At 71.4% G+C, this 16,028-nt stretch carries 16 protein-coding genes; 8 read left to right on the plus strand and 8 right to left on the minus strand.

The annotated features are described in order from the left end of the window. Window positions 1–25 precede the first annotated feature (25 nt). Together D6689_05820 and D6689_05825 are read right to left on the minus strand one after the other, a co-directional pair. Entirely contained in the window at window positions 26–730 is a 705-nt protein-coding gene (locus tag D6689_05820; protein ID RMH43262.1) for a DNA-binding response regulator, read from the minus strand. A 140-nt stretch (window positions 731–870) separates the two neighbouring features. Then, window positions 871–1,797 carry a hypothetical protein gene (locus D6689_05825; GenBank protein RMH43263.1) on the minus strand — a complete coding sequence of 309 codons (927 nt, stop codon included), beginning with the start codon at window positions 1,795–1,797 and terminating at the stop codon, window positions 871–873. Between the two features lie 17 nt (window positions 1,798–1,814). Between D6689_05825 and truD the strand changes: the two genes are divergently transcribed. Genes truD through D6689_05845 form a run of 4 tightly spaced genes read left to right on the plus strand, consistent with a single transcriptional unit; the run spans window position 1,815 to window position 4,706 of the window. Next, the gene (gene truD, locus D6689_05830; GenBank protein RMH43264.1) at window positions 1,815–2,813 is read left to right on the plus strand and encodes a tRNA pseudouridine(13) synthase TruD; all 999 of its coding nucleotides are present in this window, start codon (window positions 1,815–1,817) and stop codon (window positions 2,811–2,813) included. Further along, complete coding sequence (locus D6689_05835) at window positions 2,810–3,451, plus strand: MotA/TolQ/ExbB proton channel family protein (GenBank protein RMH43265.1); 642 nt, start codon at window positions 2,810–2,812, stop codon at window positions 3,449–3,451. The genes truD and D6689_05835 overlap by 4 nt, the downstream gene beginning before the upstream one ends. Beyond that, window positions 3,451–3,882, plus strand: coding sequence for a biopolymer transporter ExbD (locus tag D6689_05840; protein ID RMH43266.1), 432 nt, complete (start codon window positions 3,451–3,453; stop codon window positions 3,880–3,882). The genes D6689_05835 and D6689_05840 overlap by 1 nt, the downstream gene beginning before the upstream one ends. Further along, window positions 3,879–4,706: a TonB family protein gene (locus D6689_05845; protein RMH43267.1), complete on the plus strand. Its 828-nt coding sequence runs from the start codon at window positions 3,879–3,881 to the stop codon at window positions 4,704–4,706. The genes D6689_05840 and D6689_05845 overlap by 4 nt, the downstream gene beginning before the upstream one ends. A 46-nt stretch (window positions 4,707–4,752) precedes the next feature. On the opposite strand, the gene D6689_05850 is transcribed toward D6689_05845, so the two are convergent. Continuing rightward, window positions 4,753–5,388, minus strand: coding sequence for a hypothetical protein (locus D6689_05850; GenBank protein RMH43268.1), 636 nt, complete (start codon window positions 5,386–5,388; stop codon window positions 4,753–4,755). A gap of 201 nt (window positions 5,389–5,589) precedes the next feature. Here D6689_05850 and D6689_05855 point away from each other — a divergent pair, with 201 nt between their 5' ends. Beyond that, on the plus strand, window positions 5,590–8,016 hold the full coding sequence (locus tag D6689_05855) for a hypothetical protein (protein RMH43269.1): 2,427 nt from the start codon (window positions 5,590–5,592) through the stop codon (window positions 8,014–8,016). A gap of 298 nt (window positions 8,017–8,314) precedes the next feature. Here the strand turns inward: D6689_05855 and D6689_05860 are convergent, their stop codons facing one another. Continuing rightward, window positions 8,315–8,602, minus strand: coding sequence for a hypothetical protein (locus D6689_05860; GenBank protein RMH43270.1), 288 nt, complete (start codon window positions 8,600–8,602; stop codon window positions 8,315–8,317). 745 nt (window positions 8,603–9,347) lie between these two features. Here D6689_05860 and D6689_05865 point away from each other — a divergent pair. From D6689_05865 to D6689_05875, 3 genes are read left to right on the plus strand one after another with little or no spacing between them, the layout of a single operon-like run. Next, window positions 9,348–10,325 carry a hypothetical protein gene (locus D6689_05865; protein ID RMH43271.1) on the plus strand — a complete coding sequence of 326 codons (978 nt, stop codon included), beginning with the start codon at window positions 9,348–9,350 and terminating at the stop codon, window positions 10,323–10,325. A gap of 55 nt (window positions 10,326–10,380) precedes the next feature. Further along, window positions 10,381–10,980: an RNA polymerase sigma factor gene (locus D6689_05870; protein RMH43272.1), complete on the plus strand. Its 600-nt coding sequence runs from the start codon at window positions 10,381–10,383 to the stop codon at window positions 10,978–10,980. Beyond that, window positions 10,977–12,155, plus strand: a complete 1,179-nt coding sequence (locus tag D6689_05875) for a hypothetical protein (GenBank protein RMH43273.1) — start codon at window positions 10,977–10,979, stop codon at window positions 12,153–12,155. The genes D6689_05870 and D6689_05875 overlap by 4 nt, the downstream gene beginning before the upstream one ends. 10 nt (window positions 12,156–12,165) lie before the next feature. Here the strand turns inward: D6689_05875 and D6689_05880 are convergent, their stop codons facing one another. Genes D6689_05880 through D6689_05895 form a run of 4 tightly spaced genes read right to left on the minus strand, consistent with a single transcriptional unit; the run spans window position 12,166 to window position 15,999 of the window. Further along, window positions 12,166–13,131 carry a serine/threonine-protein phosphatase gene (locus tag D6689_05880; protein RMH43274.1) on the minus strand — a complete coding sequence of 322 codons (966 nt, stop codon included), beginning with the start codon at window positions 13,129–13,131 and terminating at the stop codon, window positions 12,166–12,168. A 35-nt stretch (window positions 13,132–13,166) separates the two neighbouring features. Continuing rightward, window positions 13,167–14,681, minus strand: coding sequence for a SpoVR family protein (locus D6689_05885; protein ID RMH43275.1), 1,515 nt, complete (start codon window positions 14,679–14,681; stop codon window positions 13,167–13,169). Continuing rightward, window positions 14,678–15,784: a DUF444 family protein gene (locus tag D6689_05890; GenBank protein ID RMH43276.1), complete on the minus strand. Its 1,107-nt coding sequence runs from the start codon at window positions 15,782–15,784 to the stop codon at window positions 14,678–14,680. The genes D6689_05885 and D6689_05890 overlap by 4 nt, the downstream gene beginning before the upstream one ends. Then, a complete protein-coding gene (locus D6689_05895; protein ID RMH43277.1) occupies window positions 15,784–15,999 on the minus strand; it encodes a hypothetical protein in 216 nt (71 codons plus the stop codon). The genes D6689_05890 and D6689_05895 overlap by 1 nt, the downstream gene beginning before the upstream one ends. Between the last annotated feature and the right edge of the window lie 29 nt (window positions 16,000–16,028).

A 16,028-nucleotide genomic window follows, 5' to 3' on the forward strand; every position in this document is an offset into this window, starting at 1 on the left:
TTCAGTAGACCGTCCCGCCGCGCGCTCAGTCGGTCTCGCCGGCGTCGAGCACGCTGGTGCCCACCGCATGCCGCCAGAAGCGGCGCGCGATCGCGTCGAGGCTGCGCTCGCCGCACGCCGCCAGGACGTGGCGCACGTGGCGCTTGAGCGTGTTGGCCGAGATGCCGAGCTGGTCCGCGATCTCGGCGTGCGTCCAGCCGGCGATCGACAGCGCGACGATCTGGCGCTGGCGGCGCGTGAGGTCCCCGTGCCGGGTCACGCCGTCGAGGAATGCGTCGATTTCCTCGCGCAGGCGATCGCGCGCGCCGCGGGCGCGGTCCGCCACGGCGCGCAGGTTGTCGCCGCAGTTGGACTTGAGGACGTAGATCGCTCCGTGCCGCTGCGCCGTGGACACCAGTTCGGGATGGATGTAGCCGGTGAGCGCCACGACTTCGGCCCGGGGAAACCGGCGGCGCACCGCCTCGATCACGGCGAAGCCGCGGCCGCGCGGGCTCGCCGGATCGAACGGTCCGGGGCCAGGTACGTTCAGATCGACGATGGCGGCCGCCAGGTCGTCGACCGCCTCGACCGCGGCGAGCGCCTCCTCCACGTCGGCGGCATAGCGGACGTCGAATCCGCCGTCGAACACGCGACCGAGCACGCGCCGCGCGAAGTCCTCGTCGTCCTCGACGACGAGGACGCCCACGCGTCCCGCCTCCTCCCCGCCCCCCTGTAGGTCCAGTCTCGCCATAATCGGTGCAAAGAGCTGTTCCGATTATGGGTCGTGCGGGTCGGGGTTTTCTTCACCCCTGCGGGGTGATTTTGCTTACTTGTCGGCACTGTGGACCGGCTGATCCCGCCGAATCGGCCGTGCAGATCACCCCGCGTCGGTCAGCCGCCGGCCGAGGGTGCCGTCATCACCACGACGAAATCGGTCGCGCGGTCGCGCAGCGCGTCGTCGGCTCCCCCCTCCCCGTCGTCGATGACCGGCCGGACGGACACCGCCGGCTCGATACCGCGGCGGCGCAGGCGGGCGACGACCGCCGAGTCGTGGCAGTGGCCGTTCCCGGCGAGGATGACCATGCGCCGGCGGGAATCCGCCGACAGCCAGCGGGCCGCCGTGTCGGCCATCGTCTCGTCCCACAGCACCTGGGCCGCGTACACCGAGTCGGTCACCTCGCCGCCCGGATGCTCGCGCATCACGCCGTCGAACCACGCGCGGTGGCGCGCGTCCGACAAGTCCAGCTCGGGCAACTCGGCCCGCTCGGCATCGGTCAACCCGTCGAGTCCGTGGCGGCCGACTTTGCTCGCGATCTCCTTGCGCACGTTGAGCGCCACCAGCGCCGCCCCGCGCCGGATCGCGAGGGCGACGATCGGCCGGTACAGCGCGAAATCGTACCCCCACCGCTTCCGCCATTCCGTCCGCGCGAGCAACACGCGGTCGTCGATTCGGCCCCGCGCGTACGCGTCGAGCACGGCCTGAAACGGCCGCTGGAACATCTCCATGCCGAGAGCGAACGGCCGCCCGGCGGCGGCCGCGCGGCGCGACAGCTCGTCGACGACGCGCAGCTGTACCCAGTGGTGATGCGGGTTCGAGTGCTGCTCGCCCACGCACACCGCGCGCGCGGCCGCGAGCGCGCCGAACAGGGCCGCGTCGTCGACGCGGCGGCCGTCGCGGTCATAGACGACGTAGGGCAGCGCGGCCGCCTCGACGCCGGTCGCCCGCGGCGTCGAGGGTCCGGTCGGCGGCCCACCGCACGCGACGGCGAGGACAAACGCGGCTACAGTGATGCGCGCGCGTGGCACGCACGGAATCATACCGCACGGGTGGCCCCATGGACCTGCCGTTCGTCACCGGCGACCTTCCCGGCACCGGCGGCGTCCTCCGCCAGGTCGACGCCGACTTCAAGGTCGAGGAAATCCCCGCGTACGAACCGTGCGGAGCCGGCGACCACGTGTACGCGTGGATCGAAAAGCGCGGCGTGACGACCCTCGCGGCGGTCGACCGGCTGGCGGCGGCGCTCGGCGTCGCCGCGCGCGACGTGGGGTTCGCCGGGATGAAGGACCGGCACGCCGTCACCCGCCAGTACGTGTCATTTCCCCCGCCGGTGACGCCCGACGCGGTCCGCGCGGTGGAGGTCGCGGGCGTGCGCGTGCTGCGCGTAGAGCGCCACGGCAACAAGCTCAAGACGGGCCACCTGCGCGGCAACCGGTTCGCCGTGCGCATCCGCGGCGCGGTGCCGGACGCGGCGGCGCGCGCGGAGGCGATCCTCGCCCGGCTGGCCGACGCGCCCGGCAGCCCGAACTGGTTCGGCGAACAGCGGTTCGGCGCGCGCGGCGACAACCACGACATCGGCCGCGCGCTGGTGCGCGGCGAGGCCGGCGCCCGCGCACCGCGAGGCCGCAAGCGCCGCCTGTTCGTGTCCGCGTTCCAGTCGTACCTGTTCAACGACTACCTGCGCCGGCGCATCGCCGACGGACTGTACCGCGAGCGGATCGACGGCGACCTGATGCGGCGCGGACTGCCCTCCGGGCCGATGTTCGGCCACAAGATGCCGGTGCCCGCGCCGGGGACCGCCGCGGCGGCGCGCGAACGCGCGGTGCTCGACGCCGCCGGTGTGACGCTGGACGACTTCCGCCGCGCCGGCAAGCTCGCCGAAGGGACGCGGCGGCCGATCGCCGTGCCGATCGACGGCGCGCGCGTCGACGTGGACGCAGACGGCGCCGTGTGCGTCTGCTTCTCGCTACCGGCCGGGGCGTACGCGACCGCGGTGCTTCGAGAGATCGTGAAACCTCCCGCGGTGCCGCCGCGGGCCGACCCGGAGTCGCCATGAACCTCGTCGAACTGTTCAAAGGATTCACACTGCTGGGCGCCCAGTGGGTGCTGTGGCTGCTCGTCGCGCTTTCGGTCGCATCCGTCGCGGTCATGATCGAGCGCGTCCGCTTCTTTCGCGCGCGACGCATCGACGTCGACGCGTTGATCGCCGACGTCAAGCGCGCGCTCGCCACCGGCGATGCGCCGTCCGCGCGCAAGCGGTGGAGCGAGTCGCGCGCGATGGCCGCGACCGTCGCGCTCGCCGGGATCGACGAAGCCGGCCGCGGAGCCGACGCGGCCGCGGAGGCGATGACATCCGCCAAGACGCGCGCGCGGGCCGACCACGAACGCAACCTGGTGTTCCTCGGGACGCTCGGCAACAACGCGCCGTTCATCGGTCTGTTCGGAACGGTGCTCGGCATCATCGTGGCGTTCGACGACCTGGCGACGAATCCCCAGGGCGACGCGACAGTCGTGATGGCGGGGATCTCCGAGGCGCTCGTGGCCACCGCCGTCGGCCTGATGGTCGCGATCCCCGCGGTGGTCATGTACAACTATCTCAACCGGCGGCTGCGCGAGGCGTTGTCCGACGCCGACGCCGTCGCGCACGCGATCCTGGGCGAGCTGCGCGCGGACGACGCGCCGGAGGAGCGGTGATGGCGGGCGGAACGACGCCATATCGCGACGACGACGCCGGCGCCGGCGCGATCACCGACATCAACGTCACTCCCCTCGTCGACATCACGCTCGTGCTGCTGATCATCTTCATGGTCACCGCGCGGCTGATCGTCGCGCGCGGCATCGACGTGGAAAGCCCCAAGACCGTGAGCGGTGCCGAGATCAAGGGCACGATCGAGGTGACGATCCAGCCCGGGCCGAAGTGGTTCGTCAACGGCGAACCCGCGCCGGACAAGGCGGCGATCGAGCGTGCGATCCGCGCGGCGCTCGCCGGCGACGCCGACTTGCGTCCGATCATCACGGCCGACCGCCGCGTGCCGCACGGCGACGTCATGGAGATCGTCGATCTCATCAAGCTCGCGGGCGTCAAACGATTTGCGATGACGACCGAGGTGAAGCGGGACGAGTGAACGAGTCGCTGCGCGAACGCTGGGCGGTCCCCGCCGCGATCACCGCGTTGGTGTACGCCGCGCTCGGCGCCGGGCTGTATGCGGCCGGCGAATGGGCGCGCGACCGACCGCGCGCGCGCGCGGTGATCGGGTTCGATGTGGTCGAGCCGCGGCCCGCCCCGCCGCCGGAGCCGGAGCCGCCGCCGGAGCCGGAGCCGCCGCCCGAGCCGCCGCCGCCCGAGCCGGAGCCGCCACCGGAGCCGCCCAAGCCCGAGCCGCCGTCTCGGCCCCGGCCTCGGCGCGTCGCGCGCATCCCCTCCGCGCCGACGCCCCCCGCGCCGCCACCGGCCGCTGCCGACGAGGCGCCCGCGCCCGGCCCGAACACGACCGGCGACCGCCCCGCCCCGCGGCGCGTCTTTCGCCTGCCGGATACCGGGCCGGGCGGGGCGATCCCGGTCGCTCGAGGCCGGACGACCGGGCGCGCCGGCGGCGTCGAGGGCGGCACCGGCACGGACACGGGCGGCGGCGGGCCGCCGTCGTCCCGCGGCACCGGCGTGCGCCCCGTGTCCGTGAGCGCGCTCAAGCGCAAGCCGATCCCGAAGCGCGGGCAGGATTTCAGCAAGCTCAAGCAGCCGATCGCGGCCGAGATCGTCGTCAAGGTGCGGTTGCTCGTCGACGCGCGAGGACGCGTAGCCCGGGCGGCGCTCGTCCAGCGCTCGGGCTCCCCCCTGGACGCGATCGCCCTCGAGTTGGCGCGCGGGCTCGAGTTCGAGCCGGCGCTCGATCAGAACGACCGGCCGGTACCGACCGAAATCGTGTGGACGTTCCGGTTCACGCCGGGCTGAGCCGCGCCCGGTCGGTTTTCCGCGCGTGCGCCGCCGGTCGCGGACGTCATGCCTGGCGCCGCAGCCCGCGGAACGCAGCGTCGACCAGACCGGTGTTCGACAAGTTGTCGAGGTCGGCGGCCTCGCCGTCGGAAAGTGGCCCTTCGCCGTCGAGCAGGCGCACGAGCCGGCACATCAAGTCCACGTCGAGCGGCGCGTCGACGTGGACGTTGAGCAGCGCCGCGAGCGCCTGACACTCGGGTGCGGGCATCGGTTTGAAGAAGTGGTACAGCTGATCGGCGATCTCCATGCGGTCGCGCGCCGCGCGGAAGAAGGAGTACAGCGACTCGGCCGGGTAGGCGAACACCTCGCGCTGCCGCTCGGTCGCCATCGGACTGTCGGCGACGACGCGCACGGCGTTGACCACCACCCCCCACAGTTGGGCGACTCGATCGAGGTCGGCGTAGCGGATGTTGTCCCAGTAGCGCGCGTCCGCGTCGAGATGGGCCGCGACGTCGTCGCGCACCGCATCCGGTACGTCCACCAGCAGGTTCGCGCGGCCGGGCCCGCCGTGGGTCTCGGCGGCCTTGATGCGGAGCACCCAGTACAGCGGGTCGTTCGTTCCGTCGAAGCGCTCCGCCCAGACGCGGAGCGCAGATTCCATCGCCCGGCGCAGCGCGTCGGACACGTCGTCGTGCGGCATGGTCGGATCTCCCGGAAGGGTCATTTCACCACAATCGACGCGACGCGTCAAGGCGCGGGCGGCCTGCTCCGGTTCCCAGGCCGCGAGCCGGTAAGCGTGGCGGGCTCGCCGCCGCGCGCACCGGCTCGCGGCCGCCGCCGTCCCGCACGACCGCCCCCTGGCGCCTGGCTTGCCGGCCGCGGCGGGCGGTACAATCGTGCCATGACGCACCGGGGGATGTCCCGCGCCGCGCTGGCGGCCGGGCTCGTGTCGGCGATCGTGTCGCTGGCGCCGCGCGGCGCTCGCGCGCAAGAGCCGGAGTTCGACGCCGCCATCGACCTGAACCTGTTCGAGTACGCGACCGGGCGACACACGTTTCTCACGGTGCCGGACGTCGACGTGATCGGCGATCGCCAGTTCAACGTCGACTTTCTCATCACGTTCCTCACCAACCCGCTCACCATCTACAACGTCCAGCCGGTCGGCGACGGGTTCGAGATCGACGACATGAACCCGGAGCGCACCGAGGTCGTCGAGCGCATGCTCGCCGGGATCCTCGGCGGCGCCTACGGCCTGCGCGACGAGTTCGAGATTGGTGTCGCGTTACCGGTCACCCTGTCGATGGACGGCCAGGGTCTCGACCTGGACACGGCGATGCCGAGCAACGGGCTGAGCGCCGCCGGCCTCGGCGACCTGCGCGCCGAGTTCAAGTGGCGGTTCTGGCAACGCGATCGATGGCGGCTCGCGGCGATCCCGGCGGTCACGTTGCCGACGAGCGTCGGCAAGAAGCCCGACGGCCGCGCGTTCTCCGACGGCGGACTGCTCGGCGACAACCTGCCGACGTTCCGCGCGCGCGCCGCCGCGCAGTGGAGCGACAGCGACGGCAACTTGCGGCTCGGCGCCCATCTCGGTGCGATCTTCCGCAAACCGCGTACGCTGTATTCGAGCGAGATCGGCCAGCAGCTCGCGTGGGGGGCGGCGGGCGCGTTCCGAGTGACCGACCGGGTCGACGCGGTTGCCGAAGTGTTCGGCCGCAGCGACCTGTTCGGCGCCGACCTCGACGCGAGCCCGGTCGAGGTCAACGGCGCCTTGCGCGTGCAGGCCACCAGCGCGTTCAGCGTCGTCGCCGGCGGCGGTGCCGGCATCGTTCGCGGCATCGGTTCGCCGGGCCTGCGCGTGTTCGTGTCGGTCGGATGGCAGCCGGACTTCCGCGACTCCGACAACGACGGCGTGCGCAACGACCGCGACCAGTGCCCGCTCGTCCCCGAGGACAAAGACGGCTACCAGGACGCCGACGGTTGCCCCGACAACGACAACGACGGCGACAAGCGCGAAGACTCCATCGACAAGTGTCCGAACGAACCCGAGGACATCGACGGGTTCGAAGACGACGACGGCTGCCCGGAGCCCGACAACGACAAAGACGGCATCCCCGACGCCGACGATCGCTGCCCGGTGGACGCGGAGGACGGCAAGCCGCCGTTCGCGAAGGACGGGTGCCCGGCGGACAAGCGCGACTCGGACGACGACGGTACGGTCGACGCGTACGACCAGTGCCCGGACGATCCCGAAGACGAGGACGGGTTCGAGGACTGGGACGGATGTCCGGACGTCGACAACGACGGCGACGAGATCCCCGACGAGTTCGACGAGTGCCCTCTGTGCAAGGAAGACGCCGACGGCTATCACGACGAAGACGGGTGCCCCGACCTGGACAACGACGGCGACGGCATCCCGGACGCGGCCGACCAGTGCCCCGCGGAAGCCGAGGTCATCAACGGCGTCGACGACTTCGACGGCTGCCCCGACGACGGCGGGGTCACCCTCGTGACGCTCGACGGCGACCGCATGACCATCGACGGATCCGTCGACTTCACGCGAGGCGATCGACTGTCGGCGCGCGGCAAGGTGTACGCCGATCAGATCGCGGCGCAGATGCTCGCCCACCCGGACGTGACGAAGTGGCGCGTGGTCGTCGTCGGCGACCAGTCCCGCATCGACCGGGCGGCCGCTCAGCGGCGCGCGGATGCACTGAAGGCGCGGATTCAGTCGCGCGGAATCGCGGCCGAGCGCGTCGAGGCAATCGGCGCCGTGTCGGACACCGCGATGGTCGCGGTCGTGGTGCTCGAGCGCGCCGCCGGCGCCGGCGAGGGCGCGCGGCAGTGTCCCGCGGGGATGGAGGCCGTCGAACGCCAGCCGCCGGCGACGCCGGCCCCCACGACGACGGATGCGAGCGCCGCCGCCGACGCGCCAGCTTCCGGCGACGCGCCGGTCGCGAGCGCACCGGCGCAGGTGCCCGATGCGTTTTCGCCGTACGCGGGTGTCGTCGAGGTGCACTTCCGCCGCAATACGGCCACCCTCCGCCGCGGCAAGGCGATCCTCGACGAGGTCGCCGACTTGTTGCTCGCCCATCCCGACGTCCGCATCGAGGTCATCGCCCATACGGACAGCCGCAAGGGGCCCGACAAGAGCCGCGAGATCACCCAGGCGCAGGCCGACGCGGTGAAAGCCTACCTCGTGGCCAAGGGCGTGCCGGCGGAGCGCATTTCGGCGGTCGGTCGCGGCATGGACGAGCCGATCGCCGACAACCGCAAGAGTTCGGGCCGCGCCAAGAACCGGCGCATCGAGTTCGCGTTTTCGGTCCAGTAGGTGGAGCGCCGCACGCGCGTCGAGCCGCACGGCTCGGCCGTGCGGTGACCCGTGAGCGGCCCACGGGCGCGACCAACCCGCGCGGGTCCTGTCGGCTCGACGTGAGAGCGGCGCGCGGCGAGCGCTCGTCCGCGACCGCGGCGCCGCGGGGGAACCGCAAGGGGCACGGCGCCCCGCCCCGCTGCGAGTGCGCCGAGGGACCGCTGCGACACCGCGGGCGGGCCGCGCGGTCCGCCTCGCGACGAGTCGCACCCCAACCCGCGGCGCACAACGGCGGACCGGTGCCGGCCGCCGCGCGCTACTGCACGACCGCCACGCAGCAACCGCCGTTGCAGTATTCCGTCGACGAGCAGTCGTCGTTGCTGGCGCAGACGGTCTGGCCGCCCGGGCAGTCGGGCGTGTCGCACGTGTCGGGCAAGTCGTCCGGCGACTGGCCGGGGCACAGCACGCACTCGAAGTCGCGGCAATCGTCGCCGCCGCAGTCGGTGTTCATCACGCACGGCGGACACACGGTCGGGTCGTGGGCCGTGGCGGCGGTGCAGTCCGGCGCGACCGCCGGGTTCGTCACCACGTCGAAGCAGCCCATGTCGTTGCAGATCGTACAGCAGCCGAAGCAGTCGCAGCCCGGCGGGGTGAGCGGGGCGCAGAAATCGATGCACTGTTGGGCGACTTCGCAGTCGGCCGGGTCGAGGTCGGGGCCGCCGAACTCGGTCGGGCACGGCGTCCCCGGCGGAAACAGACAGCACGTCGGGTACGCGCATCCGTCGTCGCCGCCCCCGCTGTTGCCGTCGAAGAAGCAGTCTTGCTTTTTCTTGTCGATGTTGTCGCCGGGGATGCCGGTGGCGAACGACGATTCGTCGTCGTCGAGCGGCCCCGTACACTCCGGATCGAACCCATCGACGAGGCCGTCGCCGTCGTCGTCGACGCAGTTGTTGCACTGTGGACCGTTGGGTACACACCCGCCGCCCGTCCCGCCGTCGCCGCCGCCGGGCTGGGCGTCCGGGGCGTTCGGGTCCGCATCGGCCGCGCCCGCGCCGCCGTCATCGGACACGACGTCGTCGCTGGAGTCGCCGCAAGCAGCGCCGAAGGACAGGCCGGCGGCGAGCGCGAGCGTGACGGCCAGAGGGGAAAGGAATGCAGGCAGGGTGGCGAAGTTGCGGCGCGCGTAGGTCATGACTCCATTCCGATGCGGCAGCCGGCGCCGCGGTTGAAACAAAACGAACGCACGCCCGGCCGCGAGCGCGCAGACCGGCGCCAGGCGGCCCGTGCGAGCGGACCGAGACGCACGCCCGGCCGCGAGGGCGCAAAGCCGTGCGCTACCATCGAAGTCGATGCACGCCGCCCTCGCGGTAGTGCGCGTGCTGATCGTCGCCGCGCACGATCAGCCGCCGCCAGCCGGGTTTGCCGACCAGCTCGCGATCCAGCTCGCGGGAGTCGCTGAAGTGCGCCGCGGCGGCGCGCTGCCGGCCGGCCCGTTGCCGCAGCGCGTCGATGCCGCGATCGCGCTCGCCGATGCGGCGGGGGCGGCGATCGCCGTGTGGATCGAGCCCAGCCCGGCGAACGCCGGCGGCCGCGACGTCGCGTTGTACGTCGTCGGACGCCGGCGGGGGCGCGTGCTGGTGCACGTGTTCCGCGTCGATGGGCCGCCCGGCCCCGACACCGACCGCGCCCTCGCCCTGCGCGTCGGGGAACTGGTGGACGCCACCCTCACCGGAACTTCCACGGCCGCGGCGTGGCTCGGCGCGCCGTCCGTTCGCGCGACGCCGCCCGCGCCGCGCTTGCGGCCCGTCGTCGAACTCGGCGTGCGCGCGACGCCCGCGCTCGGCGCGCCGGACGCCACCGCGGGCGTCGCCGCTGCCGCGGGGATCCAGAGCGCGACCGCCGGGCTCGACGGCGGCGCGCACGGGATCGAGACCGTCGTCGCGTTCACGGCGGACACTGGGCATGCGCGCCGCACCCCCGACGGCGACGTCGCAACCGACGACCTGCGCGTGGCCGTCGGCGTCCGGGGCTGGCGCGAGTTTGGCGCGCTCGGGCTCGGCGGCGGTTTGACCGCTGGCGTCCGCGCGGTGCGCGCCGCGGGCCACACACCTGCCGGCTCGGCCGCGCGAACGACCGTCGCGCTGCCGATCGCCGCCCTCGGAGTCGACGCGCGCTGGCGGCTCAACTCCCGCATCGCGCTCCGCGCCGCCGCCGGCGTCGACTACAGCCCCGTCCGCGAGCTGCTCACGGTCAACGGCGCACCCGTGATGGACCTCGGGCGGGCGCGCCCGTTCGCGACCCTCGCCGCCGTAGTTTCCCTGCGTTGAGCGTTTTCTTCAACCTGGCGCCGGGATGGCGCCTCCATAGGATGTGGACCGACCGATGACCCGCGCGCGCCCCCGCCCCGGCGATCCGCCGGAGGAGTCGATACAGGCGTGCCGGCGCGGCGACCGCGCCGCGCTCGAGGCGGTGCTGCGCGCGCAGCTTCCCGCGCTGGAGCGGCTGCTCGCGCGGCTCGTCGGCCCCGGTGCCGATCTCGAAGACCTGCTGCAGCAGACGCTGATCGCCGCGGTCGCCGCGTTCCCGACCTATCGCGGCGAAGCCTCCATCCGCACGTGGCTCGCGCGCATCGCGGTCAACGCGGTGCGCCAACACCTGCGCCAGCCGGCCGTTCGCCGCCGCGCCCCACTGTCGGTCGTGGATTGCGACCGCGCCGGCCCGGAGCCCGCCCCCGATCGCACGTCGGATCGGCGCCGGCAGCTCGCGCGCGTGTTCCACCACCTCGCCGCGATCGGCGCGGACAAGCGCATCGCGTTCGCACTGGTCGTGATCGACGGTCGCGGCATCGAGGAGACGGCGGCACTCATGGGGGCGTCGGTGTCGGCGACCAAATCGCGCGTCTACTGGGCGCGGCGCGAACTCGTTCGCCGCGCGCGGCGCGATCCGCTGCTGCGCGATCTGGTCGAGGAGGAGCCGGCGTGAGGCGCGCGTGCACGACCGCCTGCGCGCTGTGGGCCGACCGCCGGGCGCGCGACTTGTCGGAAGTCGAGCGACTCGCGCTCGAAGAGCACCTGGCCGCGTGTGCGCGGTGCGACGCCGACGCGCGCGCGGTCGACCGCCTGCTCGCCGCGACCGGCGCCCGCGACCCGGACGGGCTGTCGCCGCGCGCGCGCGACCGCGCACTGCGGGGCGCATTGGCCGCCGCCCCGGTGGCGACGGCGGTCCCGCGCCGCCGTGGACGCACGGCGACGATCGCGGTCGCCGCCGCCGCCGCCGCCGCCGCGGTCGGACTCGCCATCCGCGCGGGGGACACGCGCATGCCGCCGCCCGCACGGCCGGCTCCCGCAACGGCGCCCGCGCCCGCCGCCGCCGACCTGCCGGCGGCCGGCGTGTGGACGGCGGGGACGGCTCGCGTCGAAGCGCTGGCCCCCTCGGCGGTGGCATGGCGTGAGAGCGACCGCACCATCGAGTTGCGCCGGGGCGCCATCGCGGTGGATACCGGCGCATCCGCGTCGCCGCTGCGCGTCGAAACGCAAACCTTCGCCGTGCGCGTGCTCGCCGGTCGTTTCGAGATAACCCCGACGCGCGTACACGTCTGGTCGGGCACGGTGGAAATCCGTCCGCGCAACGGCCGCCCACCCGCCGTCGTGGCAGCGGGCGGATCGTGGGATCTGCAACGAGTGACCGCACCGGCCTCAGCCGACGCCTCCACGGCTCCCACGGTCGCCGCCGCGCCCGACGCGGCGCGCCGGGCGGCCGCGATGCAGGAGCGCACGTCGCGCGGCGACGTCGCGGCCCTGCTGGCGCGTGCCCGCACTCGCCTCGCCGCGGGCGACGTCGACGGCGCGCGGCGCGCGATCGAGCGCGCCCTCGCCGCGCGCCCGCACCGCGCCGCCGCGGCCGAGGCCCGTTCGTTGCTGGCCGACGCTGCGCTCGTCGCAGGCGACGCGCGCGCCGCGGTCGACCTGTATTTGCGCGTCGCCCGCGAGTATCCGGACCTGCCGGCCGCGGACAACGCCGCGTTCGCTGCCGCTCGCGCCGCCGCACGCGCCGGCGATACCGACCGCGCCCGACGGCTCCTGCGGGCGTACCTGGACCGCTTTCCCGCCGGTCGGTTCGCGGATGACGCGCGCGCACGCCTGCGCGCCCGGCCGTGACCGCCGGCGATCAGCCGTCCAGATCGTTGCGCGCGCACACGACGACCACGGTGATGTTGTCCTCGCCTCCGCGATCGTTGGCCAGATCGACGAGCAGCTGCGGCACGCGCCGATACCAGCTCCCGGCGAGAATGCGCGCCAGCTCGTCGTTTTCGACATAGTTCGACATGCCGTCGGAACACAGCAGAAAGCAGTCGCCCGCGTGCACCGGTACGACCCCCGTGTCCACCTCGATGTCGCGCTCGAACCCGACCGACCGGGTGATGATGTGGCGAAACTTGGACGCCCTCGCCTCCTGCTCGGTCATCGCGCCCGCCTTGACCTGCTCCCAAATCCACGAATGGTCCTCGGTGAGCTGCGACAGGCGGCCCTCGCGAAACAAGTACACGCGACTGTCGCCGGCGTGGGCGAAGTAGACCTTGCCGGCGTGGTGCACGATGGCCGACAGCGTCGTGCCCATCCCCTCGAGTTCCGGGGACACCTGCGCCGTCTCGAAGATCGCCTCGCCCGCCCGGCGCGCGGCGGTCGACAGCACGAGTTGGACATCTGCGTCGGTGTCGGCGCCGGTGGATCCCACGCGCAACTCGCCGCCTTCCGCGGCCCCCGGCGCCCCGCCGCCGGGCACGACGCGGGCCGCCGCCAATGCGCGCGCGGTCGCGCCGTCGAGTGTGTCGTCGTCCCCGATGTCTTCGACCGTCACGCCATCCGGATCGGCCTCCTCCGCCGCCCGCCGCGCCATCCCTCGACGGGCCGCGGACCGGATCGCGGCCGCGGCCACGGTCACGTCGCCGATCGCCGCGGCGATCTCCCGGCGCAACACGTCCAGCGCCATGCGACTGGCGCAGCCACCCCCCTGGTGCCCGCCCATCCCGTCGGCGACCGCCCACAACTGCAGCTCGTCGTCGGCGAGGTAGCTGTCCTCGTTGTGGTCGCGCTTCCGGCCCGTGTCGGTCCGCGCCCAGCTCGCGAGCCGCATCGGCACCGATCGTAGCCCAATCGGGCCCGCCGCGGTCACGCGCCGTCCGGGTAGTCGGCAGACTTGTCGGAAAACCCGGAGTTATCGAACCGCAGCAGCCGTCCCTTGCCGTCGACCTTGGTGAGCAAGTTGACCGGACGCGACCAGATCGTCATCAAGTTCTTGAGCGTGTCCGCCGCATAGTCCATCTTGAGATCGAGTCCCTCGTGGCGATGCAAGAGCAACAGCTCGCCCCGGTTTTCGAAATTGCCGTCCTCGACGTAGATGAACGGCTGCCCGCGGTTGGTAAGCGACTGCAGTAGCTGGCGCTTCACCTCCTTGAACTCGCGGGACATGATCTCCCAGTTGCCCGACCGCTCGTTGAAGCCGAACGTGAAGAACTTCTGCTCGTAACAGAATTCGAGCGTGAAGAACTCGTCGATGAACGTGACGTCGTTGTGGAGTCGCCGCACCTCGAAGATCTTCTTCCGCCCGAGGCCGGTCCGCCGATCCCAGTTTTGCTTCTCCTCGAGGGACTCGCACTCCATCCACTCCTTGCCGAACTGGCCGCGATCCCATCGGTACTCGATGTGGCGAAACAGCTCGAGGCCGAGCTTGTACGGGTTGAGCCTGGCGCCGGACGTCGCCAGCACGCCCGCGCACGCATCGGCGTAATCGATGATCTCGGCCGCCGACGCCGCCTTCTCCGTCATGATCTTGGAGTGCCAGTACGACGCCCACCCCTCGTTCATGATCTTGGTCATCGCCTGGGGGGCGAAGTAGTAGGCCTCGTCGCGAATGATCTCCAAGATGTCCCGCTGCCAGCGTTCGACCGGCGCGTAGTCGATGAGAAACTTGAGTACGTCCCGCTGGCGCTCCTCCGGGAACCGCTTGGCCTTCGCCTTGGCCGCCTCCTGCTTTCGCCGCTGGGCCTCGATGAACTCGGGCGGATTGATGTAGTCCTCCATGTAGCCCTTGGCCGGCAGCTTGGGGATTTCCGCGGGCTCATCCGGCTCCCCGTCGAGTTCGCTATCGGCCTTCGGCCGCACGCGCTGGATGTACGGCGACATCGGATCGATGAGGTTCTCGAGCGACAGGCACACGTCGATGAAGTTTTCGACCGCCTCGATGCCGTGCCGCGCGATGTGCCGGCGCACGCGCGCTGCGTGGTTGGCCATCCCGTCGATCATCTTCCGGTTCGTCTTGGAGAAGTAATAGTTGTTCTTGAAGAAGTCGACGTGACCGGTCACGTGCGCCATGACCGTCTTTTGATCGACGAGAGAATTGCCCTCGAGCAAGTACGCGTAGGCCGGGTTGGTGTTGATCACCATCTCGTAGATCTTCTGCAGGCCGTACTCGTAGCCTTTGGACAGTTGCTCGTAGTCCATGCCGAAGCGCCAGTGCGGATAGCGCGTCGGGAAGCCGCCATACGCCGCGACTTCGTTCATCGTCTTGTAGTCGAGGATCTCGTAGATGATGGGGAAGAAGTCGAGCCCGTACTCGCGGGCGTAGCCCTCGATCTCCGCCTGCATGTCCTGCAGGTGCGCGGGCAGCGGCTTGGGTGTCGTCATTTCCCCTGTCCGAGAAAATCTTTGATCGAGTCCATGATCGCGTCCTTGCCTTTGATCTCGGACGTGACCACGCGCTCGTCGTCGCCAAAATGTTCCTGCAGATCCTTGATGAACTGACCGGAGCCGTACGGCGACTCTACTTGGCCGTAACAAAACAGGTTGACGTTCGGCAGGATGCGACTGCGGAGTAGTTCGATGCAAGTGACCGTGTCGTCCACGGACCAGTTGTCGCCGTCGGAGAAGTGGAACGGGTAGATGTTCCACTCACTGGCCGGGTACTCCTCCTCGATCAACTTCGCGCACAGCTTGAATGCCGACGAGATCATGGTTCCGCCGGACTCGCGAGTGCGGAAGAACGTATCGCGATCGACCTCCTTGGCCATCGCGTCGTGAATGATGTACCGAGCCTCGATGCCCTGGTACTGCGAGCGCAGCCATGTGTCGATCCAGAACGACTCGATGCGGACGATCTCCTTCTGCTCGTCGCCCATCGAACCCGACACGTCCATCATGTAGATGATCACCGCGTTCGACTGCGGCTGCGGCTCGGTCCGCCACGATCGATAGCGGCGGTCGTCCCGAATCGGCACGATCACAGGCCGGCGCGGGTCGTACGTACCCATCGCGATCTGGCGGCGCAGCGCCCGCTTGAACGTGCTGCGAAAGTGCCGCAACGACTCCGGCCCGGTCGGGCGCAAACCGGTGTACTTGTCCTTGAACGCGACGATCTTCTCCTTGCCCTTGGGCTCGATGCGCGGCAGTTCGAGTTCCTCGCCGAGGATCTGCGCCAGTTCGTCCATCGACACGTCGACCTCAACCAGGTGGTCGCCCGGACGATCGCCCGCCTGGCCGATCCCCGGCTGCGGCTCCCCCTGGCCGATCGCGTCGCCGACTTCGCCGTCCCCCTGGCCGACGCCGCCCTGCTGTTTGTCGCCGTGGCGAAACCGCGGGATGTCGATCTGCGGCAGCGGGATCGACACGGTCTGCTTGCCCTGGCGGCCGATCATTTCGCCTTGGCTGATGTACTTGCGCAGATTCTGTTTGATCTTGCCGCGAACGATTTCGCGAAACCGCCGGTGGTCGAGGTCGATCTTTTGCGACATCAGAACACCACGTCGGCCATCTCGCCGCGCTCGTTGACGAAGCACAGCCGCCCGCCCTGCCGTTGCGTGCGCTGGACGAGGTCGAGCAAGCCAAGCGCGCGCGACAGCACGCCGGTCGGGTCGTCCGTGCCCAGTTCGACGCACAACCGGGCGAGCAGTTGGGCGAGCGTATGATTCAACGCGACCGTGACCGTCCCCTGTCCCTTGGGATCCATGGCTCCTATCCGGCGGATCGACTCGCGGA

Source organism: Deltaproteobacteria bacterium (assembly GCA_003696105.1).
GTDB lineage: Bacteria > Myxococcota_A > Polyangia > Haliangiales > J016 > J016.

Coding starts and splice junctions, on each gene's coding strand:
- D6689_05820 (RMH43262.1), bottom strand. CDS start 730: ATGGCGAGACTGGACCTACAGGGGGGCGGGGAGGAGGCGGGACGCGTG.
- D6689_05825 (RMH43263.1), bottom strand. CDS start 1,797: ATGATTCCGTGCGTGCCACGCGCGCGCATCACTGTAGCCGCGTTTGTC.
- truD (RMH43264.1), top strand. CDS start 1,815: ATGGACCTGCCGTTCGTCACCGGCGACCTTCCCGGCACCGGCGGCGTC.
- D6689_05835 (RMH43265.1), top strand. CDS start 2,810: ATGAACCTCGTCGAACTGTTCAAAGGATTCACACTGCTGGGCGCCCAG.
- D6689_05840 (RMH43266.1), top strand. CDS start 3,451: ATGGCGGGCGGAACGACGCCATATCGCGACGACGACGCCGGCGCCGGC.
- D6689_05850 (RMH43268.1), bottom strand. CDS start 5,388: ATGCCGCACGACGACGTGTCCGACGCGCTGCGCCGGGCGATGGAATCT.
- D6689_05855 (RMH43269.1), top strand. CDS start 5,590: ATGACGCACCGGGGGATGTCCCGCGCCGCGCTGGCGGCCGGGCTCGTG.
- D6689_05860 (RMH43270.1), bottom strand. CDS start 8,602: ATGGGCTGCTTCGACGTGGTGACGAACCCGGCGGTCGCGCCGGACTGC.
- D6689_05865 (RMH43271.1), top strand. CDS start 9,348: ATGCACGCCGCCCTCGCGGTAGTGCGCGTGCTGATCGTCGCCGCGCAC.
- D6689_05870 (RMH43272.1), top strand. CDS start 10,381: ATGACCCGCGCGCGCCCCCGCCCCGGCGATCCGCCGGAGGAGTCGATA.
- D6689_05880 (RMH43274.1), bottom strand. CDS start 13,131: ATGCGGCTCGCGAGCTGGGCGCGGACCGACACGGGCCGGAAGCGCGAC.
- D6689_05885 (RMH43275.1), bottom strand. CDS start 14,681: ATGACGACACCCAAGCCGCTGCCCGCGCACCTGCAGGACATGCAGGCG.
- D6689_05890 (RMH43276.1), bottom strand. CDS start 15,784: ATGTCGCAAAAGATCGACCTCGACCACCGGCGGTTTCGCGAAATCGTT.
- D6689_05895 (RMH43277.1), bottom strand. CDS start 15,999: ATGGATCCCAAGGGACAGGGGACGGTCACGGTCGCGTTGAATCATACG.